At 28.3% G+C, this 25671-nt stretch carries 17 protein-coding genes; 3 read left to right on the top strand and 14 right to left on the bottom strand.

Annotation, left to right across the window (positions count from 1 at the left end; translation table 11 throughout):
- Window positions 1-1060: 1060 nt before the first annotated feature.
- From ECAJ_RS01870 to ECAJ_RS01850, 5 genes are all read right to left on the bottom strand, one after another.
- A complete protein-coding gene (locus ECAJ_RS01870; RefSeq protein WP_011304478.1) occupies window positions 1061-1738 on the bottom strand; it encodes a DUF3023 domain-containing protein in 678 nt (225 codons plus the stop codon).
- A gap of 1024 nt (window positions 1739-2762) precedes the next feature.
- Window positions 2763-3020, bottom strand: coding sequence for a hypothetical protein (locus ECAJ_RS01865; protein ID WP_011304477.1), 258 nt, complete (start codon window positions 3018-3020; stop codon window positions 2763-2765).
- Window positions 2990-3616 (bottom strand): hypothetical protein, encoded by a 627-nt coding sequence (locus ECAJ_RS01860; RefSeq protein WP_011304476.1) that lies wholly within the window; start codon window positions 3614-3616, stop codon window positions 2990-2992. Before ECAJ_RS01860 ends, ECAJ_RS01865 begins: the two co-directional genes overlap by 31 nt.
- Before the next feature lie 825 nt (window positions 3617-4441).
- The gene (gene hemC / locus ECAJ_RS01855) at window positions 4442-5338 is read right to left on the bottom strand and encodes a hydroxymethylbilane synthase (protein ID WP_011304475.1); all 897 of its coding nucleotides are present in this window, start codon (window positions 5336-5338) and stop codon (window positions 4442-4444) included.
- A gap of 455 nt (window positions 5339-5793) precedes the next feature.
- Window positions 5794-7098 (bottom strand): bifunctional folylpolyglutamate synthase/dihydrofolate synthase, encoded by a 1305-nt coding sequence (locus tag ECAJ_RS01850; protein WP_011304474.1) that lies wholly within the window; start codon window positions 7096-7098, stop codon window positions 5794-5796.
- Between the two features lie 394 nt (window positions 7099-7492).
- Here ECAJ_RS01850 and gatA point away from each other — a divergent pair, with 394 nt between their 5' ends.
- From gatA to prfB, 3 genes are all read left to right on the top strand, one after another.
- Window positions 7493-8956 (top strand): Asp-tRNA(Asn)/Glu-tRNA(Gln) amidotransferase subunit GatA, encoded by a 1464-nt coding sequence (gene gatA, locus ECAJ_RS01845; RefSeq protein WP_044261964.1) that lies wholly within the window; start codon window positions 7493-7495, stop codon window positions 8954-8956.
- Between the two features lie 14 nt (window positions 8957-8970).
- Window positions 8971-9717, top strand: coding sequence for a YebC/PmpR family DNA-binding transcriptional regulator (locus tag ECAJ_RS01840; RefSeq protein ID WP_011304472.1), 747 nt, complete (start codon window positions 8971-8973; stop codon window positions 9715-9717).
- Window positions 9718-10024: 307 nt separating this feature from the next.
- Window positions 10025-11129 (top strand): peptide chain release factor 2 gene (gene prfB / locus ECAJ_RS01835; protein ID WP_102574803.1). Its coding sequence is split into 2 segments (ribosomal slippage): window positions 10025-10099 and window positions 10101-11129, totalling 1104 coding nucleotides; the frame shifts between segments, so codons are not numbered across the junction.
- A gap of 603 nt (window positions 11130-11732) precedes the next feature.
- Here prfB and ECAJ_RS01830 read toward each other — a convergent pair.
- The 9 genes from ECAJ_RS01830 to ECAJ_RS01790 form a co-directional block, all read right to left on the bottom strand.
- The gene (locus tag ECAJ_RS01830; RefSeq protein ID WP_011304470.1) at window positions 11733-12059 is read right to left on the bottom strand and encodes a DUF721 domain-containing protein; all 327 of its coding nucleotides are present in this window, start codon (window positions 12057-12059) and stop codon (window positions 11733-11735) included.
- 46 nt (window positions 12060-12105) lie between these two features.
- Complete coding sequence (locus tag ECAJ_RS01825; RefSeq protein WP_011304469.1) at window positions 12106-13713, bottom strand: hypothetical protein; 1608 nt, start codon at window positions 13711-13713, stop codon at window positions 12106-12108.
- 274 nt (window positions 13714-13987) lie between these two features.
- Window positions 13988-15052 carry a hypothetical protein gene (locus ECAJ_RS01820; RefSeq protein WP_011304468.1) on the bottom strand — a complete coding sequence of 355 codons (1065 nt, stop codon included), beginning with the start codon at window positions 15050-15052 and terminating at the stop codon, window positions 13988-13990.
- Window positions 15053-16092: 1040 nt separating this feature from the next.
- Window positions 16093-17649 (bottom strand): hypothetical protein, encoded by a 1557-nt coding sequence (locus ECAJ_RS01815; RefSeq protein ID WP_011304467.1) that lies wholly within the window; start codon window positions 17647-17649, stop codon window positions 16093-16095.
- Window positions 17650-17763: 114 nt separating this feature from the next.
- Window positions 17764-19659 carry a hypothetical protein gene (locus ECAJ_RS01810; RefSeq protein WP_011304466.1) on the bottom strand — a complete coding sequence of 632 codons (1896 nt, stop codon included), beginning with the start codon at window positions 19657-19659 and terminating at the stop codon, window positions 17764-17766.
- A 381-nt stretch (window positions 19660-20040) separates the two neighbouring features.
- A complete protein-coding gene (locus tag ECAJ_RS01805; RefSeq protein ID WP_011304465.1) occupies window positions 20041-22320 on the bottom strand; it encodes a hypothetical protein in 2280 nt (759 codons plus the stop codon).
- A gap of 520 nt (window positions 22321-22840) precedes the next feature.
- Window positions 22841-23380, bottom strand: coding sequence for a hypothetical protein (locus ECAJ_RS01800; RefSeq protein WP_155799192.1), 540 nt, complete (start codon window positions 23378-23380; stop codon window positions 22841-22843).
- 186 nt (window positions 23381-23566) lie between these two features.
- Window positions 23567-24220, bottom strand: a complete 654-nt coding sequence (locus tag ECAJ_RS01795) for a hypothetical protein (RefSeq protein WP_011304463.1) — start codon at window positions 24218-24220, stop codon at window positions 23567-23569.
- Window positions 24221-24993: 773 nt separating this feature from the next.
- Complete coding sequence (locus ECAJ_RS01790) at window positions 24994-25479, bottom strand: hypothetical protein (protein WP_044261963.1); 486 nt, start codon at window positions 25477-25479, stop codon at window positions 24994-24996.
- Between the last annotated feature and the right edge of the window lie 192 nt (window positions 25480-25671).

The raw sequence follows: 25671 nt of genomic DNA, 5'->3' as shown, positions 1-25671 counted from the left end.
AACTTCTTACTAATTTTAACACTACTTTGGTAAATCTTTCTTTAATCATTGACTTTGACAATGCATTTCAGTTAATTGTGTTTTTAATACTATAGTAATTTTTCTTTAATTCCACTAAATCTTATACAAGTAATTGAGTGCATACTGCACTAATTACATTTTTGTTATACTAATTTCATCCACTACACATATTCATTAAATGTTGATACATCCTTCACTCTCTGATTTTTATTCTTTACTAAAAAGAAACTACAGCATAATTCTCACTAACAAAACTTTATTTTGGATTTGCAATCTGTAATAAACATAAATGTTTATTAAATGTACATACTACTAACACATCCACACACTTATATGAACATGCATTTCATACTACAATTGAGTATTAGTGACTACAAATATTCTACTCACTAACTGCATTTTATCCCATTTAAGATTTATCTTTTATACTACAAATAATTTGGTTTTAAAGAAAACTGACCATTAAATAATAGATCGTTTAAACAGTTAATTTTCTTACACTCCAACAAAAACACACTCTTCTTTCATTGACAATGCCTAATCTAGCATCTTTATGCGTTTTAATAGAATTACAATTAACTTTCCTTGATAACTATTACTATTCTCTAGGCATACCCCTTTCATTAAAATTAGTAATACATAAACACACAAATGATCATTTACTACTTGCTTATCAGATAAACTTTCATTTATTCAATATATCACAATAAAAAATACAGTTGTTATATTAGAGAACTTTACACAATCATAAACTTGAACAAAAAACATAACACTTTACTAGTAAATATGATTCTTATTATAAATAATTTTAAATCCTCAATATAAAACACGTTACAACTACTGCATTATCAATTACATTAATGTACATCAAATATTTTACATATTTTAAAATAATCAAAGCAATGTATAAACATCACATAGCTACAAGTTACACTTATTAACTATTTTAGAAAAAATTACTATAGTGTAACTATATAAAATAAAAATTCATTACTAAAAAAACAACAAACAACTCGCATTATAATTACTGCTTTTAATATTAAGAAATATCATGAGGAAACATCCCTGACTCAATACCTGTAATTGAAAGATCCATTAATTGTGTCATTACTGCAATAGCTGTACTGTCACTACTTGTTATAATACCACTTTCCAACTTATCAGCAGATGATTGCGTTTTTATATAATTCTGAAATTCTTCCTCTGACATAAATGATGCATCAAGTCCTGAAACGTTTGTTAAATCTTTTTCTTCATCAAACTCATCATCATACAGACCTCCACGTACTCTAGCTAATATGAATCTCCCATAATCACCAAAATCTGTAAAAGCTGGTATACTTTGAGAAAAATTTAATGACGCACGTAGCATAAAATCATCAACAGATTTTTCTTCTACTAAAAAGTACAAATGTAACTTAACATACTGAGTTAAACAACGACGCCTTCCGCCAATTAATTTGTGCAAATTTTCATCGTCTTCTATTGTAGAAGACGGCAACCGACACTTCAGTAAAAATAATGTATCACCTGTACCTGCAAGAGGTAATTTTTTATCTTGATGAGTACTAGTAATCTGTACTTTCATTTTACCATCACTTCCTGTAATACCTATTGGATAAACTGCCTTTAAATCCATTGTGTTAACCATTAATAAGGCACCACATAACGCATTATTGTGTTTTCTTCTCTTCTTCAAATATTCATCACCTAACATACAAAACTACCATTATTTAATAATGCTTTTACTATATACTATCTCATTAATATCACACATTTAATTTATTTTTGAAAATACATACATTTACTATTAATCATAAACTTCTACAATTTCCTAAACACCAATACAACTGTTTTTTACGATATTTCACTAATGTAAAATCCAATATTACTTTATACAATACAACAAATAAAACACTTATAGATTAATCAACAACAATTTCAAACTTGAATAACAAGCGCAAAAACTATCAAAAGTACATTTATTATGTAAGCAACAACTGTACTTAATATACATTATACAAATGCTATAAAACTCCATAATGCATTATTATCAAGTAATCCAACAGTATCAACGTACATCTAAACACAGTAATGATTTCAAGAATATATAATGTATAAGCATGTAAGATTTACATTAAAATTCATAAAATTTTGACAGTATTTATAACTACAAATTATTACAGTAGATTATTCTTAGAATACACCAAACACATAACTTTTTACACTAATTTATATAGAACTTCAAATACTATAATCAAGCAAACCAACTGATACTATGCTTTCAAATCATGTATTCAAACATATATTACACAGCTATAAAGTCCAAAAATTAAACAATATACTCACAATAAAATGCATTAATTAGTACCGTTAAACAGCACATGAGCAATATAATCAAACTTAAAGTTTTACTTAATCATTTATACTTATTCACGCAGTCAAATTTTCCATAAAGCACTTTCACAAAATAAATCAATTCGCTTTTTCATAAATTTAAACATAGATTATAAGTTATACATATAAGATACTGAAGTTCTAATATTCTCCCAACTCTCAAACTATAAAGTTCACAAAACTTCGACAATATATTCATAATCAAATGCATTAATTACTCTATATTAATAACATAACATTAGATAGGATAACCAGTATAGAAATTACTGTTCAATATCTCATAATAGAATTAAAGATGCACTTATATAAATGTTTAAACTTTTTCTTAAAAAATTCTAGATTTATTACCTAGTATTACTACGCATTACAGGACTACAAGCACTAGCACTTTCTAATAATGATGATACTTCTCCAAAACATTGTTGTTGCAATATATCTACATCATCATTCACATCCTCTAATAGACTAGAGACATTTTTACCTAAATTTGATAAATCATTATTATATTCTTTTCTTGCTGCTAAATATTTACCACTTACTGGTATTTTATCACTTAATTGTTCGCTACTGATTAAACATAGCTCTTGTTCTTTTTTACACATTGTAAAACAACAACTATTACTTTTTTTTGCACTTCCATTAAAAGATCTTCCTCTAATTTCAAAGGAAGTGCCTCAGACTGAAATCTAGTAGCACTTGATTTTTCATATACGTACCCAAACTCATTTTCAACAGGCACACTACATTCAGCAGTGTCAGCAGTACTGTCAACTGGTAATATAAACTCCGCATTTAAACCTGCAACATTTACCAAATCCATTGCTTCTTGACGCGCTGTTTTATAACATCCTTCTTTTGATAATATCACTTCACCATAATTACCAAGATTCTCTTTCAAAAAACTAAACTTTTCACCAGACGCTACAACAGAACACAGACTTAACATTTGCTTTTCACCAACCAATATGTATACGCTAAATTTTATATTGCACTTCCATAAACTACGCAGCTTACTTAAACCTATTACATCATTCCATTCTGGATCTGCTAAGATAGTACTACTTGATAAGCTACACTTTACACAAACTAAAGCTTTGCCTCCACCTGAAAACAACACACTTGGAAAACACAATGGTCTAAAAGATGAATATTTAGAAGGTCGTACTAAGATCCTATTCCCAATACCTGAATCACTCATCTGAATAATTTCTCTTATTTTTATTCCTGAAACATCTGCTAACTTAGCAGATAAAACATTATTTTTTTTCTTTCTTTTATAAATTTTAAATTACTTAACATATTTAATAACTATAAAATACACACACTTCATATTTATATTGACAACTACATTGTCCTACAACTATAAAGTTATGGTATATAGGAATTACTAAAGTATTAAGTTATATGATAAAACCCTTTTATTATTTTATTGATTTGAATTACAAAAATATGAAAATCAAGACTATACTAATTTTAAAATGATCAAGTAGCTTTTACAATAACATCAATCTTTAACTATATAGTTATTATTTATACACTTCTTAACATACTAACTGAAAAGTTAATTTGACATGATGGATAATACCAGATTCATCATAGAAGTATTAGATTACAACCTACAGATTTATCTAAAAAATTATGTAATTATTAATACATATTTAGCGTTTTTCCGCAGATAACACTTTCTACCATAACTAACACAACTTATCACATTATATAATAATAACCAATCAATATACTTCACAATGATTACATACTACTTACGTAAGTTATCACTAATCTACTTACATATACCAGAAAAATTATAATCAATATCAAACTTACACTTACTATATACTGCAATATACAGTAACTTTCTAACTCATAATCTGTTCATTTCACATATCAATGCACAATTTACCTCAATGACATTTTTCTTACAACTAAGATTATACAATCTACCGTCTATGAAAACATATAAATTCACAAAGTGTAAATTACAGAGAAACAATTACTGTTTCACATCAATAGACTTAAATCATACTCAACAACTACCATACAATTCATTAATTAGTTTCTTCCCCATATCAATACCTGATTCTTCTGCATTACACTCTTTAAAATAACAATCTGAAAACACCATTTCTTTTTCATTTGAAAGCATACAAGACATGTAAATTGTATCGCTATCAACATACTGCGCAAGTGCTGCTAATGGTGTATCACAAGAACCATTAATTGTCTTTAAAAAACTCCTTTCAGCTATCACACAAACATAAGATTTATGACAATTCAAAACTTTTATCTTATTTATTATATTATAATCATCAGCTCTACACTGTACACAAATTGCACCTTGCCCTACTGCACTTAACATTATTTTACTATCCAAAACTTCTTTTATGACATTACACTTATTTATTCTGATTAATCCAGCCTCTGCTAACACTATACCATCAAATTCACCAATATCAGACTTAAGTATTCTAGTATCTATATTACCCCTAACAGGAATTACTTGAAGGTCTGGTCGAAGATAATTTAATTGTACTTTTCTTCTTATAGAAGATGTACCTACAGTTGCATTAATAGGCAGTGATTTTATACTTTGATATTTAGAAGATACAAAAACATCATATGGACTACTACGTTTCAATACACATGGAATAATTAATCCATCACAATAAAAAGCTGGTATATCTTTTACTGAATGCACAGCTAAATCTACTTTACCTATTAATAATGCTTCTTCTATTTCTTTTATGAATAATCCTTTTCCTCCTATAGTATTTATTGGAACTTTATTATTTATATCTCCAGAAGTTTTAATTTTTACTACTTGAATGTTTATTTCAGGAAAATATCTATTTAATAAATTTGTAACCTCTAGCGTCTGTGCTAAAGCTAAAACACTTCCTCTTGTCCCAATTCTTATATTCATCACAGTTAGTAAAATATTTATCAAAGTCAATAATAACAAACCTATAGACTACATCATTTACATATTAACAAAAGCACTAGCATAAAATTATAAGTAAAAATCAAAAATTTTAAAGTTCCTTGATTTCAAATTATTATTATTGCCATATAATCTATAATATACTTTACAAGTTTATATTTTTTCAAAGGAATTGTCTTACTAAATATCAATTTAAAATAAGAAAAACAACACATTAACATGTATAAGAAAACAACTGATAAGCTAGATAATAACTGTTGAAAGTACAGCAAAAGCTTAACATTACCATAATAAACACATATTATTAAACTTTACCTAATCATCATACCTTAGAGTCATATACTCAAAACTGAATCTAATACTCTAGTATAGCACCTATTACAGCCTTACATCAATATTTCCAAAAAACAATTATTAAGCATTTATAAGTAATTAATTTAAACATTATTTTCCAATAAAACATCCCCAGCTAAATACAATGACCCACAAATTAAAATTGTAGATTTTTTATTATGATCTCCTACTTCCAATATTTTAGAAATTGCATCAGATAAAGTCCTAGATGCAACTGCCTTTATCCCTAATGACAGTGCAGTTTTCAATAACTCCTCTGCAGTTTGCGCTCTTGGTTCAGATTTTACACACACACTAGCCAAAAATTTCACATATGGTTTCAAATAATTTAAGAACTCAACACTATCCTTCTCTCTAGTCATTCCAATAATAATATATAGATCACCTAATTCATTATTTCGTATCCAACGTGATAGAACTTCAGCTCCAGCAGGATTATGAGCACCATCTAAAAATAACTCCCAAGCTTGAGGCACCATTTTAGCTAAGAAACCAGTTGTGAGCTTTTCTAATCTAGCCGGCCAATAAGCTTGTGTTAGACCTTGTACAATATTTTCATAACTTATGTTATATCCAAATTTACCAGAAAGGATACTACAAGCAGCTATTGCATTCCCTGCATTCATTATCTGATGCTCACCTCGTAATGAAGGCAATGGAAAAAGCAATTCCTCAATATTATTTTTAAAAATCATCTTATCTTCTTTCCTTTCACAAAACCAATCAATCCCTCCTCGATATAACGGAACATTTTTTTTAATTGCATAATATTCCAAAACATTCATTATTGATTCTTTATCTTGTGGAGCAATAACACAAGTAACATTCTCTTTCATTATTCCAGCTTTTTCACCAGCTATTAACTCAACAGTATCACCTAATACTTCTGTATGTTCTAAAGATATTGAAGTAATAATATTCAATATTGGAGATACTACATTTGTTGCATCAAGACGTCCCCCAACACCTGTTTCTAATAAGACAATATCTGCCTTAATTTCTGAAAATGCAAGTAATATTGCTGCAGTTGTACCCTCAAAAAAAGTAACAGGTATATCTGCACTTGCTTCTCGACAAACTTCTAAAACTTCATATAAATATTTATCAGATATCCTGTTTCCAGCAATTACAACTCTTTCATTAAATTCTATTAAGTGTGGTGAAGTGTAAACATGAGTTTTTAACCCTGCAGAATTTAAAATATAACGAATAAAAGACATAGTTGATCCTTTACCATTAGTTCCACCAACATGCACCACTGGAGGTAATTTCTTCTCAGGATTACCCAAATTATCCAATAAACGCTTCATTCTACCAGGAATCATATCACAAACTAGATCAGCTGGTGCTAATCCTAAAGGCTTTGGCCAATGTGGCATATATACCATATTTTCTCTCCTTATCTTAAAAAGTAACTCACACAAACAACTTGATTAAGATACATACAATCAATACCTTAGCATGATCAATATTAATTATTAAATAAAATACCTATATTTATTGAACATTATAATTAACTTTTAAAAAAATTCTGCAAGTTTTTATTACTACCATTGTCTAACAAATTCATATAGTTTTTCATAGTTGTTTTCATAATACATTATAATCTATCAAACAATAAAAAACTGATTCCTTATTAACTACAAATACTTAACTAAAAATAACATATATTAAAGCCATTTCAATAAATTTAAGATCAACGGCGAAATAACAAAAAAATTTAATTGTTTTATCAAGTATAATATGATAATTTACACCCACTCTTATCTCATTTACTCAAACATGAAAGACATTTTAAAACTATCCATTGCAGAAATGCATGACAAACTAAAAAAAAGAGAATTCTCTGCTGTAGAACTTACTAAACTTCATATTGAGGCTGTCGATAACGAAAAGTTAAACGCTTTTGTCACTAAAACACCAGAAATTGCTTTAAGCGCAGCAGAAAAGGCAGATCATATTTTCACACATCAACAAGAGAATTTAACACCATTAACTGGAATTCCAGTAGGGATAAAAGATTTATTTTGTACGAAAAATGTTAGAACAACAGCTTGCTCTAATATACTAAAAAACTTTATTCCTCAATATGATTCAACTGTCACTAAATTACTACTCAATAATGGAGCTGTAATGTTAGGAAAGTTGAATATGGATGAGTTTGCAATGGGATCATCAAATTCTAACAGTTGCTTTGGAAATGTAAAGAATCCATGGATAAGAGCAGACGGAGCAGAAGTTGTTCCTGGAGGATCATCAGGAGGTTCAAGTGCTGCTGTAGCAGGTTTTTTATGCGCTGGAGCTTTAGGAAGTGATACAGGAGGATCAGTACGTCAACCTGCAGCATTTTGCGGTATAGTTGGGTTAAAACCAACATATGGAAGATGTTCAAGGTTAGGTATGATAGCATTTGCCAGTTCCCTTGACCAAGCAGGAGTATTAACACGCACAGTGGAAGATTCTGCACTAATGTTACAGTCAATTTGTGGATACGATACTCAAGATCCAACTTCCGTTAACATAAATGTCCCCAAATTCTCTGAGAGTATTACACACAAAATTAAAGGTACACGTATTGGCATACCAAAAGAATATGAATTATCAGAAAAGCATAAAGAATACGCTGAAATCTCAGAAATGTGGTCTAAAGGAATCCAATATTTAAAAGATGAAGGAGCTGAAATTATAGAAATCAGTTTACCACACACAAGCTATGCACTACCTGTATATTACATTATATGTTCTGCTGAAGCATCTTCCAACCTCGCAAGATATGATGGAATAAGATATGGAACACGTATATCATCTGATGATATTAATGAAATGTATAAACTAACACGAGGGTATAATTTTGGAACAGAAGTAAAGAGAAGGATATTAATAGGAGCATATGCTTTATCATCAGGATACTATGATGCATATTATAATAAGGCACAGTGCATAAGAAGGTTAGTCACAAATGATTTTATTGAATCATTTAAAAAAATTGACTATATACTAACCCCCACCGCACCTAAAGAAGCTTTTTCAATAAATGAACAACTTGATACATTAACAATGTATTTAAATGATGTATTTACTGTTCCAGCAAGTTTAGCAGGACTACCTGCAATTTCTGTTCCAATAGGACTATCAAAAAATAATTTACCACTCTCCTTACAAATAATCGGTAATTACTATGATGAAGGAGGCATCTTAAATTTAGCTAGTATTATAGAAAAACATACAGGAAGAATTTTAAAATAAAAGGGTAATCAATCATGGCTGGTCACTCACAATTTGCAAATATAAAACACAGGAAAGGAGCTCAAGATGCAAAAAGAGCTCAGAGATTTACAAAACTCATAAGGGAAATTATTGTATCCGCAAAACAAGGGCTACCAGATCCAGAATTCAATTCTAGGCTAAGATCTGCAATTATTGCAGCAAAAAAAGAGAATCTTCCCAAGGATAGGATTGATGCAGCAATTAAAAGTGCAACTGGAAATACACAAAGCGATAATTATGAAGAAGTAGTATATGAAGGTTATGGTCCAGGCAACATAGCTCTTATGATTCAAACTTTAACTAATAACCGCAACAGAACAGCAGCTGAATTAAGACATGCTTTATCAAAATACAATGGTAAACTTGGAGAATCTGGAAGTGTAAGTTTCCTTTTCAATCATGTTGGAGTAATAGCATATAAAGCTGCATCTATTGATAACTTTGACTCATTGTTTAATATTGCAATAGAATTACAAGCTTTAGATGTTGAAGAAACGACACAAGATGAGAGTCAAGAAAAAATGTACTATGTCACTTGCAATGTTCAAGATTTTGGTAATGTAAGAGATCAACTATTCAACAAATTTTCTGATGCCGAATTTTCTAGGTTATTTTGGAAACCAAGTGATATTTTAAAAATAGAAGATGAAGAAATACAAAAGAAAATTTCAAGTTTAATGGATTTATTAGAAAATAATGATGATGTACAATATATAGATAGCAACTTTACTTTCTGTTAAAATTACAATGATATTAATATAATAATATTATAAATTGTTATTAATTCAATTTGTGCTATTATTAAAAAATGTAAGTATATCGAATAACACATTTGTTTTTACTAAGTTTGATATTTTCCTTAATAGCAATCTACCAAGGTTGATACTTTATTAATAATTTATATCTTGCTTTCACAATATAGGTTCTGTATCCTATAATTAGTTATTTGATTATGGCATTTATGTTAAAATTGTTATTATGCTTATTTTTGTTGTATATTCTAATAAATCGAGTAAAATCTAACAGTTAACTTTTTCTCACAATATTATGATAACAAAATCCTATGCTGATGAAGAATTGGTAAGTTTAGGTAAGGCTTTACAGCTCATTCGGGGTTATCTTTGACATTGATAATTTAAATAATTTGCTAGTTGATCTTAATGTACAATGTTCTAGTACATCTTTATGGACCGATAATGCATTAGCACAAAACATATTATCCGAACGTGCTAGAGTATCTAAAATTATAACTTCGTTTACAGAACTAGAAGAAGAATTCAACTATTATACTGAATTACTAGATGTTGTAAAAAACGATACAGATGAACTACTTAATGACATAGAAATAGGTTTAACAAAGCTAAAAGAAAGAATTCAAAAAAAAGAAGTTGAATGTTTATTCTCAAATGAAGCAGATCAAAACGATTGCTTTATAGAAATTCAATCCGGAGCTGGTGGTACAGAAAGTAACGACTGGTCCTGTATGCTTCTCAGAATGTATGTAAGATGGGCAGAAATATACCACAACTTCACAACAGAAATTGTTTACAAGTTAGATGGCGAAGAAGTAGGAATAAAATCTGCAACAATAAAAGTAACTGGCGATAATGCATATGGTTGGTCAAAAACTGAAAGTGGGATCCACAGGTTAGTACGGATTTCCCCTTTTAATTCAAATGCTAAACGTCACACCACTTTTTCAAGCATATTAGTTTCTCCAATAACAGATGAAAATATTAATATTGAAACTTTAGATAAGGATTTACGAATAGATACATATAGAGCATCTGGTGCAGGTGGTCAACATGTCAACAAAACAGAAAGTGCTGTACGGATCACACATATACCATCTGGAATTGTAGTACAATGTCAAAATAATAGATCACAACATCAAAACTTAGCTGAAGCACATAATTTACTAAAAAGCAGACTTTATCAATTAAAATTACAAGAAAAAGAAAAAAAAATGGCAGAAGAACATAATAAAAGATGCAATATAGGTTGGGGAAACCAAATTAGATCTTATATAATGCATCCATACCAAATGGTAAAGGACGTACGTACAGGACATGAAATTGGCAACGTAAATTCTGTATTAGATGGCAATTTAGACCCATTTATTATATCAGCATTAACAGCAAAAATATTATAAACTTAAACTTTATGTAATTTAACGATTAGACAGCAATATAATTTTGAGAACTCATATAGAATAATTAACATAAGTGCTGTAACTTTCCAGATACATCTCTACATTATATAATACAGAATAAATTTTAAACATAACTAAACTTGTTACTTAATAAATATTTTATAAAACTGATAATTCTATATAAAATGACAACCTACACCTAATCCCATTATATCAGAATCAACAACAAAAACACTATAAGTTTAAATTTCATATAATTTAATAATTATAAGATCATGATATGAGAATTCACACAGAATAATTACCATAAATATTATAACTTTTCACGTATAGTATCTTAAATATAGTTAATTTTTAAACATAACTGTACTTAACAAATATTTTCAAGAATGAAACTAGCAACTTAAATTTTATACTATGACGATAATCTAGATTTATTCACCATATTAGCACCAATAATAAAAATTTATCCTTAATTTATATACTTTACATCATTACTTAGCAAAACATTACTATGTAAGAATTTACGTAGAATAATTAAATTCTATAACTTCCTACTTATATCATTACACTATAATATACATGAATAAATCTTTAAATTACTCAAGTCTGCTGCCTAATTTTTATTCCATGTACTACTTTAAACCCAAAAAAAACAGAAATTTTCTCGACAATAATTGGTATTGCATACTGTATATTAACAGCAACACCTCCACTATTTACAACAAGATATAAAACACCTGTGTTAACATTATCTAAAAACAATAACTTTTTTGGTTGAGCAATTTTTGATATTTCCTTCCCAACAATAACTGTCCAATTCAAAAAAAGAAGGATTTCAATTTTGCTAATATCATTTTTGCTACACTTATTCAGTATTAACTTTTCAACAGCATCTCCTATACTCCTAGGACCAGATTTAAATAACATATTAATCCCACTATATCATTCACTTACATTTTTACTGAAAAAACATTTACTGCATATTACCAGGAGCAAGCAAATTCTGAACACTACTTGTATCAACAACTTCAACAATACTACTACTAACACCTTCTTCTTGTGTTTCAACACTTACTTCTCTATTACCACATAACCTTATTCTGTCCAAATATCCAAGATTCATAATACAACCTACACCTCTAGTTATTGGTACACTAGACCACTGTTTCTCTAGCATATAAGCTCTTGCAGCATTAACTATCTCAAGAGCAGTAGCGCTATCACAACCGTCCTGTAACAATTTTTTCATTTGAGTACAGACTTTTGATCCAGAAAATTTTAAATCATTAAGATAAATTATTTCATACCAATGCTTACCTAATATTTCTTCTATCTCTTTTAATATTGAATCACTCCTTTGTTGATCCAGCATTAATATCTCTCTAAGAAACTTATTTGTTGTATTATAAGGATCTAAAGTACCTTCACATGAATAAGAAGCAATAGCCATTATAATCAACAACTCTTCATCTAATTGCATACCTTCAGCCAATATATCACTAAATTTCTTACCAGAAAGTGTTATCCTATCACTATGCAAATTACCATATTCAGACATTCCTGCAGTTCTCCTATAAAAGATATCACTTGCCTTCTTAAATATTACTTCAAAAGAAGCTTCACTAACATTATGTCCATTGGTTACCAAGTAATTTCTTATCCAAGTAATTTTCTGATATAAAGGTTCATCATCATTTTTTAATTCCTCTAGATTAATTAACGTACTGTCAGGGCTAATGATTTTCATCAAAGATAAAGCTAATCTACCAGAATTTGTATTAATCCACAAATCTTTACTATGTGTAACAGAAGCATCACTAGGAATTACTTTATCTTTTTGATTTGGACACATTGTCAATATGTTACTTAGTAACATTTCATATATAGTTCTACCACTACGAACACACTCAGACCTTAATATGTATCTTAAATCTTCCATTGATCCTGTACATATTTTCTGATATTCACAATTTAATGATAAAGTACCATCCTTTACTTCAGGATGTTTAATATAAAACCCAGGCTTTTGCATATTACCTTTAACTATTGATGTATTTCCGTTAACAACAAAACACATACCTGGTCCATTTACCTGCGAAGAAATTTCTTCATTAGTGAATAATAACTGACATTGCCTATTATTATCCATTACAACCTGAACTTTCTTTGTAGGACACAATCCATATGACTGAGTTATATCTAATACAAATTCTCTCTTTCCTGCTAAACTACTACCAGATTCAACTACATCATACTTAACATCAATAATATTATTCTTAGGACTAAGTTTACTCAATTGATCTGCAGTAAAAGGCACAAATAACACCATTTGATCCCCTGCTGCAATTCTTGGTGGCATATCTTTAACGCTTACAGAAGTACCTTGATAATGCATAACCAAATGTGCAACACTAATAAGTAAGGCAACAGCTAATACTGACATAACTACAGCAGCAATTATATTCAGGTAAGGTATTTTTAATCTGTCATTAAAACGAAAAGCTAAGATAGCAGCTGTAAAAGCAAGAATAGTAACACAGAGTAAAAATAAAAATAAGTAAAGTGACTGAGATTTGTTCATAAATTTCTAACAATAATTAATAATAATGAATTAAAATGAATACTACTAACATACATTATTATATGTTAATTGTAAAGATATTAATAGATCTTTTAATGATTTTTCAATTTAAAAATACCTATTTATATAAACTACTATTACAAACCATTAATATAAATATAGAGAATATATAACATTTAAATATTAAATAAATATATATTAATATACTATAACACAACAAATTTATACAATTTTAATATTAATAATTTTACACCTATTTATGAAAATGATAACCTTATAATCCTCTCATTTTTGTACTGTTAATTCTTGTTATTTTACTAGAAAAATTATTTTCTAACTCTTGATTATTAGTATCACATGCATTTACTGAACTATTAGAAGTTCTTTTATCAACTATACTTTTTTCATTATCACTAGTCTTATGCTTGGGAACATTACTACTTTTAGCATCCACATCAACTGCTGACTCTTGTTTATTATTTATCTGCTTTAAAAGTTCAGATGCCATATCAGAATAATATTCTACAGCAGAATCACTATATATACTATAATATTTATAAGAACTAAATAGATTCACTAAATTCATTATTTGCTTTTTTCCACTAAATTCATCAATATCTATCAAACCATGTAGTAGCTTCATAAATACAGGATCTTTTGTATGTTTAAGCATTACACCTTTCAATTCTTGCTCTAATACATTATAATTACTAATTCGCACTTGCTTACGTAATAAAGATATTATATTATTACGAGCACGACCTTCAAATTTCTTGTCAATCTTCAATTGAGCAATTGCTGCTATACATACACGTACAGGTTCAGAATATATCAAATACATTTCAGGCTGCTTACAAATCAATCTAGCAGATAATATAGCTAATGTCTGTTCTTGAGGCGAAAGTGAAGAATAGAATAGTTCTTGATTTATACTAGCAAAACGAACGTCTAATGATAATTTATCTAATATTTTATTAAAATTTTTATGAAATTCAGGAAAAAATGGATAATTACTATAATTACTTATTGTATCATTAGATAGCACGACTTTATCTGATGATTTAGCAATCTTTTCATCACTTGCAGATAAAACTTTATCAACCATCTTAAAAGAAGTTGATGCCCTATCTTCATATTGTTGTTTATCATACCATGCAAATATTTTCTCTTTAGCATAAACTACAACACTTCCAGCAATTGCACTTGCAAAAACAGTACTTAATTGTAACAATACAGCTATAGGGATAACATTCAGTACAGTTAATACTGCAATCGTTATTAATGCTGCAATTGCAATACCAATAACTATTCCAATTATAGTTTTATAATTAACTTCCATATTATTAATTAATATTTATTAGAGAAAAATATAATTTATTAAAATATTTAAAAATTATATTATTATTCATTAATAAAAATATATTAAACAATAGAGTGTAATTTTACATCATATTTACTAGAATTAAATACAATACACGTTTTTATGTTGTATTTATAAATAATTTTATTAATATCTTAATATATTAGTTGCTTTTTTAGCATATTATAAAATCATCTAAATTACTTTCTTCTGATTATGTTTTTGAAATCAATTAGATATAAGGATTAAAATACATAATATGAAGATATATTTTTTAATTTATATAATAAAAGAATAATATTTATTAATATTTCCATATTAATAAATATTAGCTATTAGAAACATCATAAACTATTGTTTTATCAGTACTACTTTTTTCTCATTACATAATAATGTATAACTTTTATAAAATTACACATATAAAACCAGTATTATTGGAAAATAATACTATAGTTAACTTCACTAAAAATATATCTATCAAGAAGTTCTATAATACAGCTCATACGCTGACATAATACATGATTCAAACCTACGAAAACACAGACTTACTTCTCCTTGAAAATATTATTTATTATTATGATTTTACTTATCTAAAAAATATCTACTTGAGAAAACTACCTTAATAAATTCAATGAGTTATAGAGTACTACTACAAAAAGCACATATTAAAAACTCATTATATAAATTTGATTATGCTTCTCTCTTATATTCATTATAAATATTATAAAAATGATTTAACACGTTATGTTATGCTTACATAACATAAACATAACGTATAATCATCTATAAATCTTACAGTATAATTACAACTCTAACAAAATTAAACAAACATATAATATTTTCTCATAAAAAATATACATATTCTATATTTCGCAGATCTATATGTTTAAATATACCATTTATTAACAAAAAACATTACAACCAACTTTTAAACAAACTTATATCATTCACAATATAAACTAAACAAAAAAGACCACTTAATTTACAAAACAATAAGTTTAAAAACTCAATATAATATTTTAAAGTTCTAAATTCTTATTTAAATACGTTTGCACTGATACAACATCAACATGATTAAGAACAGGATGTTTACAGAATCTTCTTAGATTACTCCTTACTTTACGTACAGTATTAACCATATCATGAGCAAACAATTCTTGTGAGCATTCCATACCTTGCATAATCATACTATCTGCTTTTAAGTCAACACCACGTATATCACCATTTTTTAAAAATTCTACATATTCTGCTAATAACTTTTTAGTTTCATACACATACTCATTTACTGTTCCATAAATTTCTACCTCATTCAAGCTATCATAAACCTGATCAACAAAAGCACTTGATAAACTTGATAAATCAATATCTTTGCTCATTAACCTTGCTACATGTCCTCTTATACAAGCAAAATATACTGATAGTAGTGGACAAGTATGAATAACCTTTGCACAAAACACTATTTTTTGCTTGCGTTCGTCATCAATACTTTCCCATACTTTATCATCAGTAACCGCATCTTCTAATAATACTTCCACCCTATCTTCCACCATATCTTTATATTCTAATACATTAATTAAAATTTTAATAAAGCTAGGGTAAGTAATATAAGCATGCTCTTTTGACGTTTTATACACATCGTAAATTCTTGATGCTACAGAAGACATGGCACCCACATATCCTTTGTACTCAAACTTACGTTCTCGCAAATCTTCCAAATCCTCTCTTGAAGGAATAACTGTATAAACATCACGACCACAAGGCAAATTAATATCTAACGGTATATTTGGTTTGCGTCCCATTCTACGATACAGAGGATTTGCAATAGGTTCAGATCGTTTTCCAATACTAGTACCTGTTTCAGGTTCACCTGTCATACTGTATGCAGGATAATCACTACTCATCGTTTGTGTTCTACTATCAAAACGCACTGTACTTGACAACTCAAAAGGTCCAGCTGTATCAGCATTTGTTTGATCTCTACCTGACAACACACCTAAAGTAGAACCACTAGTACTCGCTTGAGCACTAGAACCACCATCCATAGTACTTGAATGTCCTACAACAGGTCTACTCATCATTCTACTATCAGCACTTGCTTTAGGTCCACCTGTTACACTTGATGCAATACTACTACTTGTTCTAGTTCTGGAATCAACATGCGTTGTACTTGAAGCTTTTGTAATAGGTTTAGATTGTTTCCTACCACTAGTATCTATTTTAGGTATACCTGTTGCTACACTTGATGCAGTACAACTACTACTACCTGCTGTAGCTCTAGAACCAACATGCGTTGTACACAAAGTTTGTGTAACAGGTCTACTCATCATTCTACTACCAGCACTTGCTTTAGGTATACCTGTTACACTTGATGCAATACTACTACTTGTTCTAGTTCTGGAATCAACATGCGTTGTACTTGAAGCTTTTGTAATAGGTTTAGATTGTTTCCTACCACTAGTATCTATTTTAGGTCTATCTGTTGCTACACTTGATGCAGTACAACTACTACTACCTGCTGTAGCTCTAGAACCAACATGCGTTGTACACAAAGTTTGTGCAACAGGTCTACTCATCATTCTACTACCAGCACTTGCTTTAGGTATACCTGTTACACTTGATGCAATACTACTACTTGCTCTAGTTCTGGAATCAACATGCGTTGTACTTGAAGCTTTTGTAATAGGTTTAGATTATTTCCTACCACTAGTATCTATTTTAGGTCTATCTGTTGCTACACTTGATGCAGTACAACTACTACTACCTGCTGTAGCTCTAGAACCAACATGCGTTGTACACAAAGTTTGTGCAACAGGTCTACTCATCATTCTACTACCAGCACTTGCTTTAGGTATACCTGTTACACTTGATGCAATACTACTACTTGCTCTAGTTCTGGAATCAACATGTGTTGTACTTGAAGCTTTTGTAATAGGTTTAGATTGTTTCCTACCACTAGTATCTATTTTAGGTATACCTGTTGCTACACTTGATTCAGGATAACTACTATTAATCGCTTGTGTTCTATCACCAACACTCATTGCACTTGAAAACTCAAAAGGTCCAGCTGTATCAGCATTTGCTTGATCTCCACCTGACAACACACCTAAAGTATAACCACTAGTACTCGCTTGAGCACTGGAACCACCATACATAGTACTTGAATGTCCTACAACAGATCTAGCCATCATTCTACTACTAGCACTTGCTTTAGGTATACCTGCTGCTACACTTGATTCAGGATAACTACTATTAATCGCTTGTGTTCTATCACCAACACGCATTGCACTTGAAACCTCAAAAGGTCTAGCTGTACTAGCAACACGTCTTATTAAATCACTAGTGCAATTCTTTGTAAATTGCACATCAACTAAATTCGCATTTAAAGAACTACCAACCCAAGATATAGTAGTTCTATTAATATGATCAACCGCATATTCAGCAACCAACTTCCCTGCTTTTATCTTATTAAGTTCCATTGTTGTTAATTCTATACCACTTGCCATCTCACGCGTATCTTGTTTAGTTCTCTCCTTCGCCAACTTCGCACTTTCCAATTTTTGCACTGCATCTGCGTATTTACTTGCCACTTCTAATGGCATACCACCATTAATTAAATAACTATCCAATATCTGAAATGCTAAATCTGCTTTCGCTTGATCACAATCAACACCAAAAAAATTATAATATCTAAAATATCTTAACTGAGATAATTGATCTACATACTGAGCAAGTTTTGGATTATCCCATATTTTATACAAATCTTCTACAGTTCGTATTCCGTGAACTTTAATACTATTCATCAACTCTGCAAATTTTTCCCCTAAATCTTTATAAGAATTAGCAAAATACACTCTTTGACCTAATAAGCTAATTATTTTATCACATGTAAGTCTTCTCTGAACCATACCTATATCATTTATAGGCAACACAGCCAAAACTTTAATACAATTGCGCACCCACAAAGGATATACTTCACATAATGAAGTATTCATAATCAATTTGGCAGCAATACAAACAAATGAATAATCTTCAGGATTTAATTCATTTACTATACGTTGATCATTTACAGCATGTTCAGTCAACAACCCTTTTGAAAGTAAATTATTTAACATTACATCAAAATTATTTTTAAAAACAGGGAAGAAAAAAACAGTTTTTACATTGCCAAAACGAAATTGAGAACCACCAACATTTTGTACATCACATCTTTCAATATTCGACAATAAATAATTGAATTTATATATAACATTCTCAAAATCTTTTTTTATCTGATCATTAACATCTAAATATTGATCATGACTTCCAATAGATGCATTGTCACTGTCAATAGATACATAGCCATTTCTATTACTATTTATAGAAATTCTTTCATCATCAACATCTAAAAGACTATTTTTACAACAACAGATTATAACAAGACATGCTATTGCAACACCACTTAATAACACTATACCAAACAATACCGGTATAATATTAGACTTATTATTAGGAATAACTTTTGAGCAATAGATACATACTAATGTCACTGACAAAGCAGCAGCAACAATACCTACAACACTTAGAGTAGATTTGTATGATATTTTCATTTTATATGTTCTTTAATATAATTAACTATTATTAATTATATAATAAAATTTCTTAAAAGAAAAATTAAAATATTCATATATATTAAAAAAAAAAAAAAAAAAAAAAAAGTAATTATCTTGATAAAAATTAACGTCTCTTTAGATATTATATTAAATACTAAAAATCACAATGATAAAACAGGCTTTTGCAATACATAGCATAAGCACAAAATATTATTATAATCTTGATAGATATATAAAAATTATTAGAAAGAATAATAAATATCTTAATAAACACTATGTATAGCAATTAACCTGAAAAACCACTGTATTTTTTCATCTTAACAAAACTAACAGTAATTATACTTACTTGCTAGTCTCTATTCTTGTAATAAAAAAACATTAATGAGCTATTGCACTACCACTATCTAATCCACATGTACCCCCTACAGATGTAGATGGCAAGCTGTGACATAACATAGACTCACAAACAGTATCTTTATCTGACACAACATCATTCTCAACATCATTTTGCAATGTATTTACTTCATATAATGGAAAGTATATTTGATCATGTCCAAAGTTCATAGTGTTAGCAATTACTTGCATAAAAGACATATAAAAATTTCGCAAACGATCAAAATCTAAGCTTTTCATTCTATCACATGCATCATCTATAAGATGTTGTTCTACCATTTCTGAATTATAGAGTGAAGTATACCTTAAATGCATTAATACGATGTCAAAAGAACTACCAGACTGAAAACTAGTATACTTTCTCTTTAATCTTTCATCTAGACTTTGATAGTAACTACTATAAGAAGCCAGAAATGAATTCATCATTTGCTGAAATTCATCTACATTACTAAATACACATATATCATAACAATGAGATAAATACTCAACACAATGATATTTATTTTCTCCTATATCAAAATTAGCCAATGCTTTAATATGATTAACGACATCATCAGGATAAGTCTTTAATAAATGAGGCAAACAACATGTAACTCTAGCACAACATACTATTTCTTCAAATATATTTTTCCTTCTATTATGAGATAGAATTCTCTTACTGACATCATAACTACTAAATATTTTATATACATCATCTTGACTAATAGGAGAACCAGGTTTAATTTTAGTATGCAATATAGACAATCCCGTATCTAATACACTCTTTAATAACGGATATAAAATATAATATTCTTCATCTTGAATATTAGTTGATACTGCTTCATATGCTCTGAAATTGTCAATACTATTACTCACTTTCTTAACTACATTAGCATAATGATATAAACTATGATAAATATTAAAAATCAATTCCTCTTTATTTACTGAAGTAGTCAATCTTTGAGAAATAAACATTCTATTATAAGGTGATGTACTCAACGTCATATGATACACAAGAGCGCAAGCATCTAATTTTTCGATAATGTTATTGCCAAATTCAGAACTAGCTAACCCCTGTACCATTTTCATAGCAGAATTTTTAACAGTGCTCAATTTTTCAAAACTATATCTACTAAAACAGGAAACATATCCATTATCCATAACAGCTGTTTGTTCAAAAACTTTAGAAATTATCTCTCTGGCATTAAGTATAATACTTGCATTACTAATTCCCGCATCAACCACAAAACCAGATTTTCTCATTTCATTGAGATACTGCACAATATCACTATCATATCTAGTAGCAGACTCATCGTAATGCTGAATTATACAAGAAGCAAAATCTACTCCTCTCCTAACCATGTCATGTTGTTTATCTTGATATATAGAATAATACTTAAAATAACTTGCACAAAATACATCTTTCAATAATTTAAGTTTCATATCATGATCACGCATCTTATAAAAATCACTCGGAGAATTAATTACATGCGCATCTTTAAAACTCATATATTCATGAAATATATTTTCTAAAAACTTATGAAAACAACCCTCATTACTAAAACTATATACTTTATCTTCTAATAATTTAATTATTCTATTACCTGCATTTAATCTTTCCTGGAATGGCACTTCTTTTACAGATAAGTTAGCCAACTTTAAAATCTTTTCATACACAGCTTCAGGATAAGTTGAATACAAAACACGATTTCTCACAATCAACTGCGCTGCCAATATAACAAATGTTCTGTCTTCTTGCGTTAACAAACGTTCTACATCAACAATATTAATGTGGTCTTCTTTAATAAACACATTACCACATTCTAATTTATCTAACATAGAATCAAAACATCGCCTAAAATTCAAAAAAAGAAGACAACATCTATCAGAAGCAGGATTATAAAAATCATTATGCGTCATTTTAGATGGTTGAGAAACAAGTAATTTGAGATCTTGCGAAATATTACATAAGTCATCATAAACGTGAAGTGACATACTAGAAACATCATGAAATCTAGGCTCCAACCTATATGGTATAAAACTACCTGATTTACAAGGCAGAAAATCAATCGCACGTTTGCTATCATCTACTAATCTACTACCTAATCCATAACACAACAGTGCACTTGCTAATAACAAAGCTAAACAAAGTGACATTAATGCTGCAAATGTAACAAAAGATATACTATTTTTAGAATATTCATTTATTAAAACAGCACAAAAACAAACTACACCTACTGATAAAATACCAAACGTAACATGTTTATTGAATATAGAGCTTTTCATAAAAATACTTAAAATATTAATTAATAATACATTATATAATTAACATTGTATGTAAAAAAAGTAAATATATTTATGTTAAAAGTGAAAAAATTAATAATATAACTTATTACTAATACTCAAAACATTGTAAGATAAAGATCTTTTATTAACTAACTGATAACATTTTATATTGATTTTATCGAAGAATTCACAACACATGTACAGCAGAAATCTGATAACATTATTATAAACAACTATAACAATCAAATCTAATAATGCTAAAATTACTAGTAAATAGTTAAAATGTAAGTTTATAACAAAAATACACTTTTTAAATAATTCAATAATTATTCTAAAAGCTAATATGATTTTTTAATAAAGTATAAAACCTCTAATAAAGATTATACTCCCCTAATATATACTCATTTCTAAGACTTAAAAAACCAGTAAGTTATATGTTAAAATTATATAAAAAATACACATTAAGTATCTTATTAACTGTCAAAAGGTTACACTAAAACAATCTAAAATAAAAAATGACTTACCTACCTTTAAAGTACCGACTTTGTATCATTTTCTCCGCATCTTCTATTGTAAAATCAGTGTTATCCAAACATTCAGCACTTCCACTATTCTCAGATACATTTTGATCAATTTCTACAGAATCGTCAATTTCACTACCAGAATTATATAAAACCCTCTGACCATCAACCTGGATAACAGAATTATGATCACTATCATCATGTTGATCAGAATATGAAGATGTCTCAAGTTCTTGACTAGATCTTTCTCTAAATAACAAATTTTTTAGCTTTGCAAATATTCCTGTCTTTTCCTTTTTGGATATATCAAGATCACTAGCAACGGTATTATTATATAAAACATTAATCACGTTATCATATTTTGCAGCTACACAATTTACACAAAGCAGAGTAAATCCCATTATTAATAATAATGAAAATATACTAGTCATAACATAAGATTGACTTTGAAATGTGAAATTAACACAACTAACAATCAATCCTATAAGCGCAAGAAGCACAATTGTTGCTGCATTTGCAATCATTATTGATCTACTCATTCCCATAACTTATACTATTATTGTTAATAAAAAAATTTTAATATTTTTAATAATATATTTATTAACTAATTTATATTTTAAAAATACCATAATACAGTTCATATTTATAAATTAAATTATAGTACAGGTTAATAAATACATATTATATGTTCACTAATTTAACTTATAAAAAAATAGGCTTTAGAATCAAGCCCTGCCTTTACCTTGTTCTTCACTTAATGGCTTTACCGCTTCAACTCTACTATCAGTAATTTGTATTTTACTATTATTTTTATCTTGCATACCTCGAATGGTGGTATCCACTTTAGCTTCACTACTACTGCTAGAAAATGTTTTCATTTCAGCACTCCTATTATCAGGAGGAGTAGTATCATACTCTGCAAAAAAGGGCTGTGATCTGATCCATCCACTATGATGTAAAGCTTCTTCATAAGCAGAATACTGTCCTTGTTCCTCATTTTCATAAGGTTCAGAATAATACTGTCTTCTATCTACATGTATTTTCTCTGCCCTATCAGCAGAAGGTGCATCTTCATCAAAATAGTGTTCCGCAAATAAATCAGGTGCTGGATCATAATACTTGTTTTCACCATCTAAACTCTCATCTGATGAGATCTTGCTTAAATAGTTTCTTATACTAGCACATTTTCTACTTATACCCTTCTTATAATTTGCAATTAATGACACACAAGCAGATAATAGCAATAGTACACACAGTGCACAATATTCATATTGATGTTCACGTATTATACCTATAGAACACAATGCTAATCCTGTTGCTGCAGCAGTAACCATAATCGCACTTATAGTATTTATTGCTATATCATGAGTCTTTATCATAGATATTAACCTTGATTAAAAAATTTAATGAAATATTTATATTATAATAATTTTATTAATTTTTATAAAAAAAACTTAGTTAATATTAATACTTAAATATTAATTTTTTACATGTTAATATTTAATAAATTAAAGTCTTGATACACCAAAACAGTATATAATTCTTACAAAATGCGATTTCTTATAAACAGTAACAATAACTTTTATTATTAGAGAAATCAGACTTATCAATATTTAAATATAACTTTTAAATTAAAAACATTATAGTTTTTTATAGAATTTATAGTATAAAAATTAATAATCTGCTTTTACAAATTATTAAAATACATTTTAGAAGCTTAATAAATAACTCATAAAATAAAAAATTAAAAAATATAATCTGAACTAATAAGTTGTTTTAACATTATATGTTTTAAAAATATGCAACTCAATAAATTAATGAGTATTATAATTTATATCATATAATTTATTTATTTAAACATATAGTGAAAATAATATTACTAGAATCTTTAAAATTATTGCTTTATCTATGTTAACTGTACATAACTTACTATAGAAATACACATTGCAACACTTAAGTTTAAAATTATTAACTTCTCAACTAAAATTACAATAAAATAACAACTTCTTGCCTTAATATTGTACACATCATTTGTATAATGCTTAAGTATCTGAACTATTACATATATTCACAAGTAATTTATATCAATGACCTGCTTTGTTCAATACAATCAATAACACTAACATCATGTACTTCCGTCATAACAGAATTATCAGAATAAACACGCAAAACTTTTTTTTTTCTTAGCTTTAGCAGCACTATTTGTACAAATATTATTACTGTTATCGCTACCTGTGCTATTTAGAAAATTATTGTTAACATCTCCGCATGTATTTTCATAAGCACTTCTATCATTTATACCTTCATGTACATCTTCAAATATTATTAGATCATCATTTTTTACTTTATTTGATAATATACCTTTTACACGTTCATCTATTTTCTCAATTTCACTATTACTTTGATCATTTTGTAAGTTATTGTTTACACATCCATGGATATCACTAAATACTCCTAGAAAGTTATTTTCTTTACTTGATAATGTATCTTTTATATCTTCATTTACTTTTCTAGGTGTATTTTCACTATCATTTTGGTTAGTAGGCAAATTGTTATTTACACACTCACTTTGATCATCAAGTGCTTGTTCATCACCTTCATACAAAGTATCATAATATTTAACTCTATTATACCTCATGTAAATACACTTAATTATAAAAACCAATACCATTGAAACAAGTACAGTTAAAATAAGTATATTAGTTTTATTAGTAAAAAAAGACATATTATTATTATATTAGTGATATTAAGCTACAAATGCTATAATAATTCTACTTACTACTAAGCTATAACTTTTTGCACACATAATATGACTACATAGTAGTCAGTT

This window comes from Ehrlichia canis str. Jake (assembly GCF_000012565.1).
GTDB classification, from domain to species: domain Bacteria; phylum Pseudomonadota; class Alphaproteobacteria; order Rickettsiales; family Anaplasmataceae; genus Ehrlichia; species Ehrlichia canis.
Note: the sequence above shows the minus strand (reverse complement) of the source record. Positions and strands in the feature narration are given on the sequence as shown.

Bases quoted from the DNA above. Each gene is read 5' to 3' on its own strand.
- ECAJ_RS01870 (WP_011304478.1), bottom strand. From the start codon at position 1,738: ATGTTAGGTGATGAATATTTGAAGAAGAGAAGAAAACACAATAATGCG.
- ECAJ_RS01865 (WP_011304477.1), bottom strand. From the start codon at position 3,020: ATGTGTAAAAAAGAACAAGAGCTATGTTTAATCAGTAGCGAACAATTA.
- ECAJ_RS01860 (WP_011304476.1), bottom strand. From the start codon at position 3,616: ATGAGTGATTCAGGTATTGGGAATAGGATCTTAGTACGACCTTCTAAA.
- hemC (WP_011304475.1), bottom strand. From the start codon at position 5,338: ATGAATATAAGAATTGGGACAAGAGGAAGTGTTTTAGCTTTAGCACAG.
- ECAJ_RS01850 (WP_011304474.1), bottom strand. From the start codon at position 7,098: ATGGTATATATGCCACATTGGCCAAAGCCTTTAGGATTAGCACCAGCT.
- gatA (WP_044261964.1), top strand. From the start codon at position 7,493: ATGAAAGACATTTTAAAACTATCCATTGCAGAAATGCATGACAAACTA.
- ECAJ_RS01840 (WP_011304472.1), top strand. From the start codon at position 8,971: ATGGCTGGTCACTCACAATTTGCAAATATAAAACACAGGAAAGGAGCT.
- ECAJ_RS01830 (WP_011304470.1), bottom strand. From the start codon at position 12,059: ATGTTATTTAAATCTGGTCCTAGGAGTATAGGAGATGCTGTTGAAAAG.
- ECAJ_RS01825 (WP_011304469.1), bottom strand. From the start codon at position 13,713: ATGAACAAATCTCAGTCACTTTACTTATTTTTATTTTTACTCTGTGTT.
- ECAJ_RS01820 (WP_011304468.1), bottom strand. From the start codon at position 15,052: ATGGAAGTTAATTATAAAACTATAATTGGAATAGTTATTGGTATTGCA.
- ECAJ_RS01815 (WP_011304467.1), bottom strand. From the start codon at position 17,649: ATGATGAGTAGACCTGTTGCACAAACTTTGTGTACAACGCATGTTGGT.
- ECAJ_RS01810 (WP_011304466.1), bottom strand. From the start codon at position 19,659: ATGAAAATATCATACAAATCTACTCTAAGTGTTGTAGGTATTGTTGCT.
- ECAJ_RS01805 (WP_011304465.1), bottom strand. From the start codon at position 22,320: ATGAAAAGCTCTATATTCAATAAACATGTTACGTTTGGTATTTTATCA.
- ECAJ_RS01800 (WP_155799192.1), bottom strand. From the start codon at position 23,380: ATGAGTAGATCAATAATGATTGCAAATGCAGCAACAATTGTGCTTCTT.
- ECAJ_RS01795 (WP_011304463.1), bottom strand. From the start codon at position 24,220: ATGATAAAGACTCATGATATAGCAATAAATACTATAAGTGCGATTATG.
- ECAJ_RS01790 (WP_044261963.1), bottom strand. From the start codon at position 25,479: ATGAGGTATAATAGAGTTAAATATTATGATACTTTGTATGAAGGTGAT.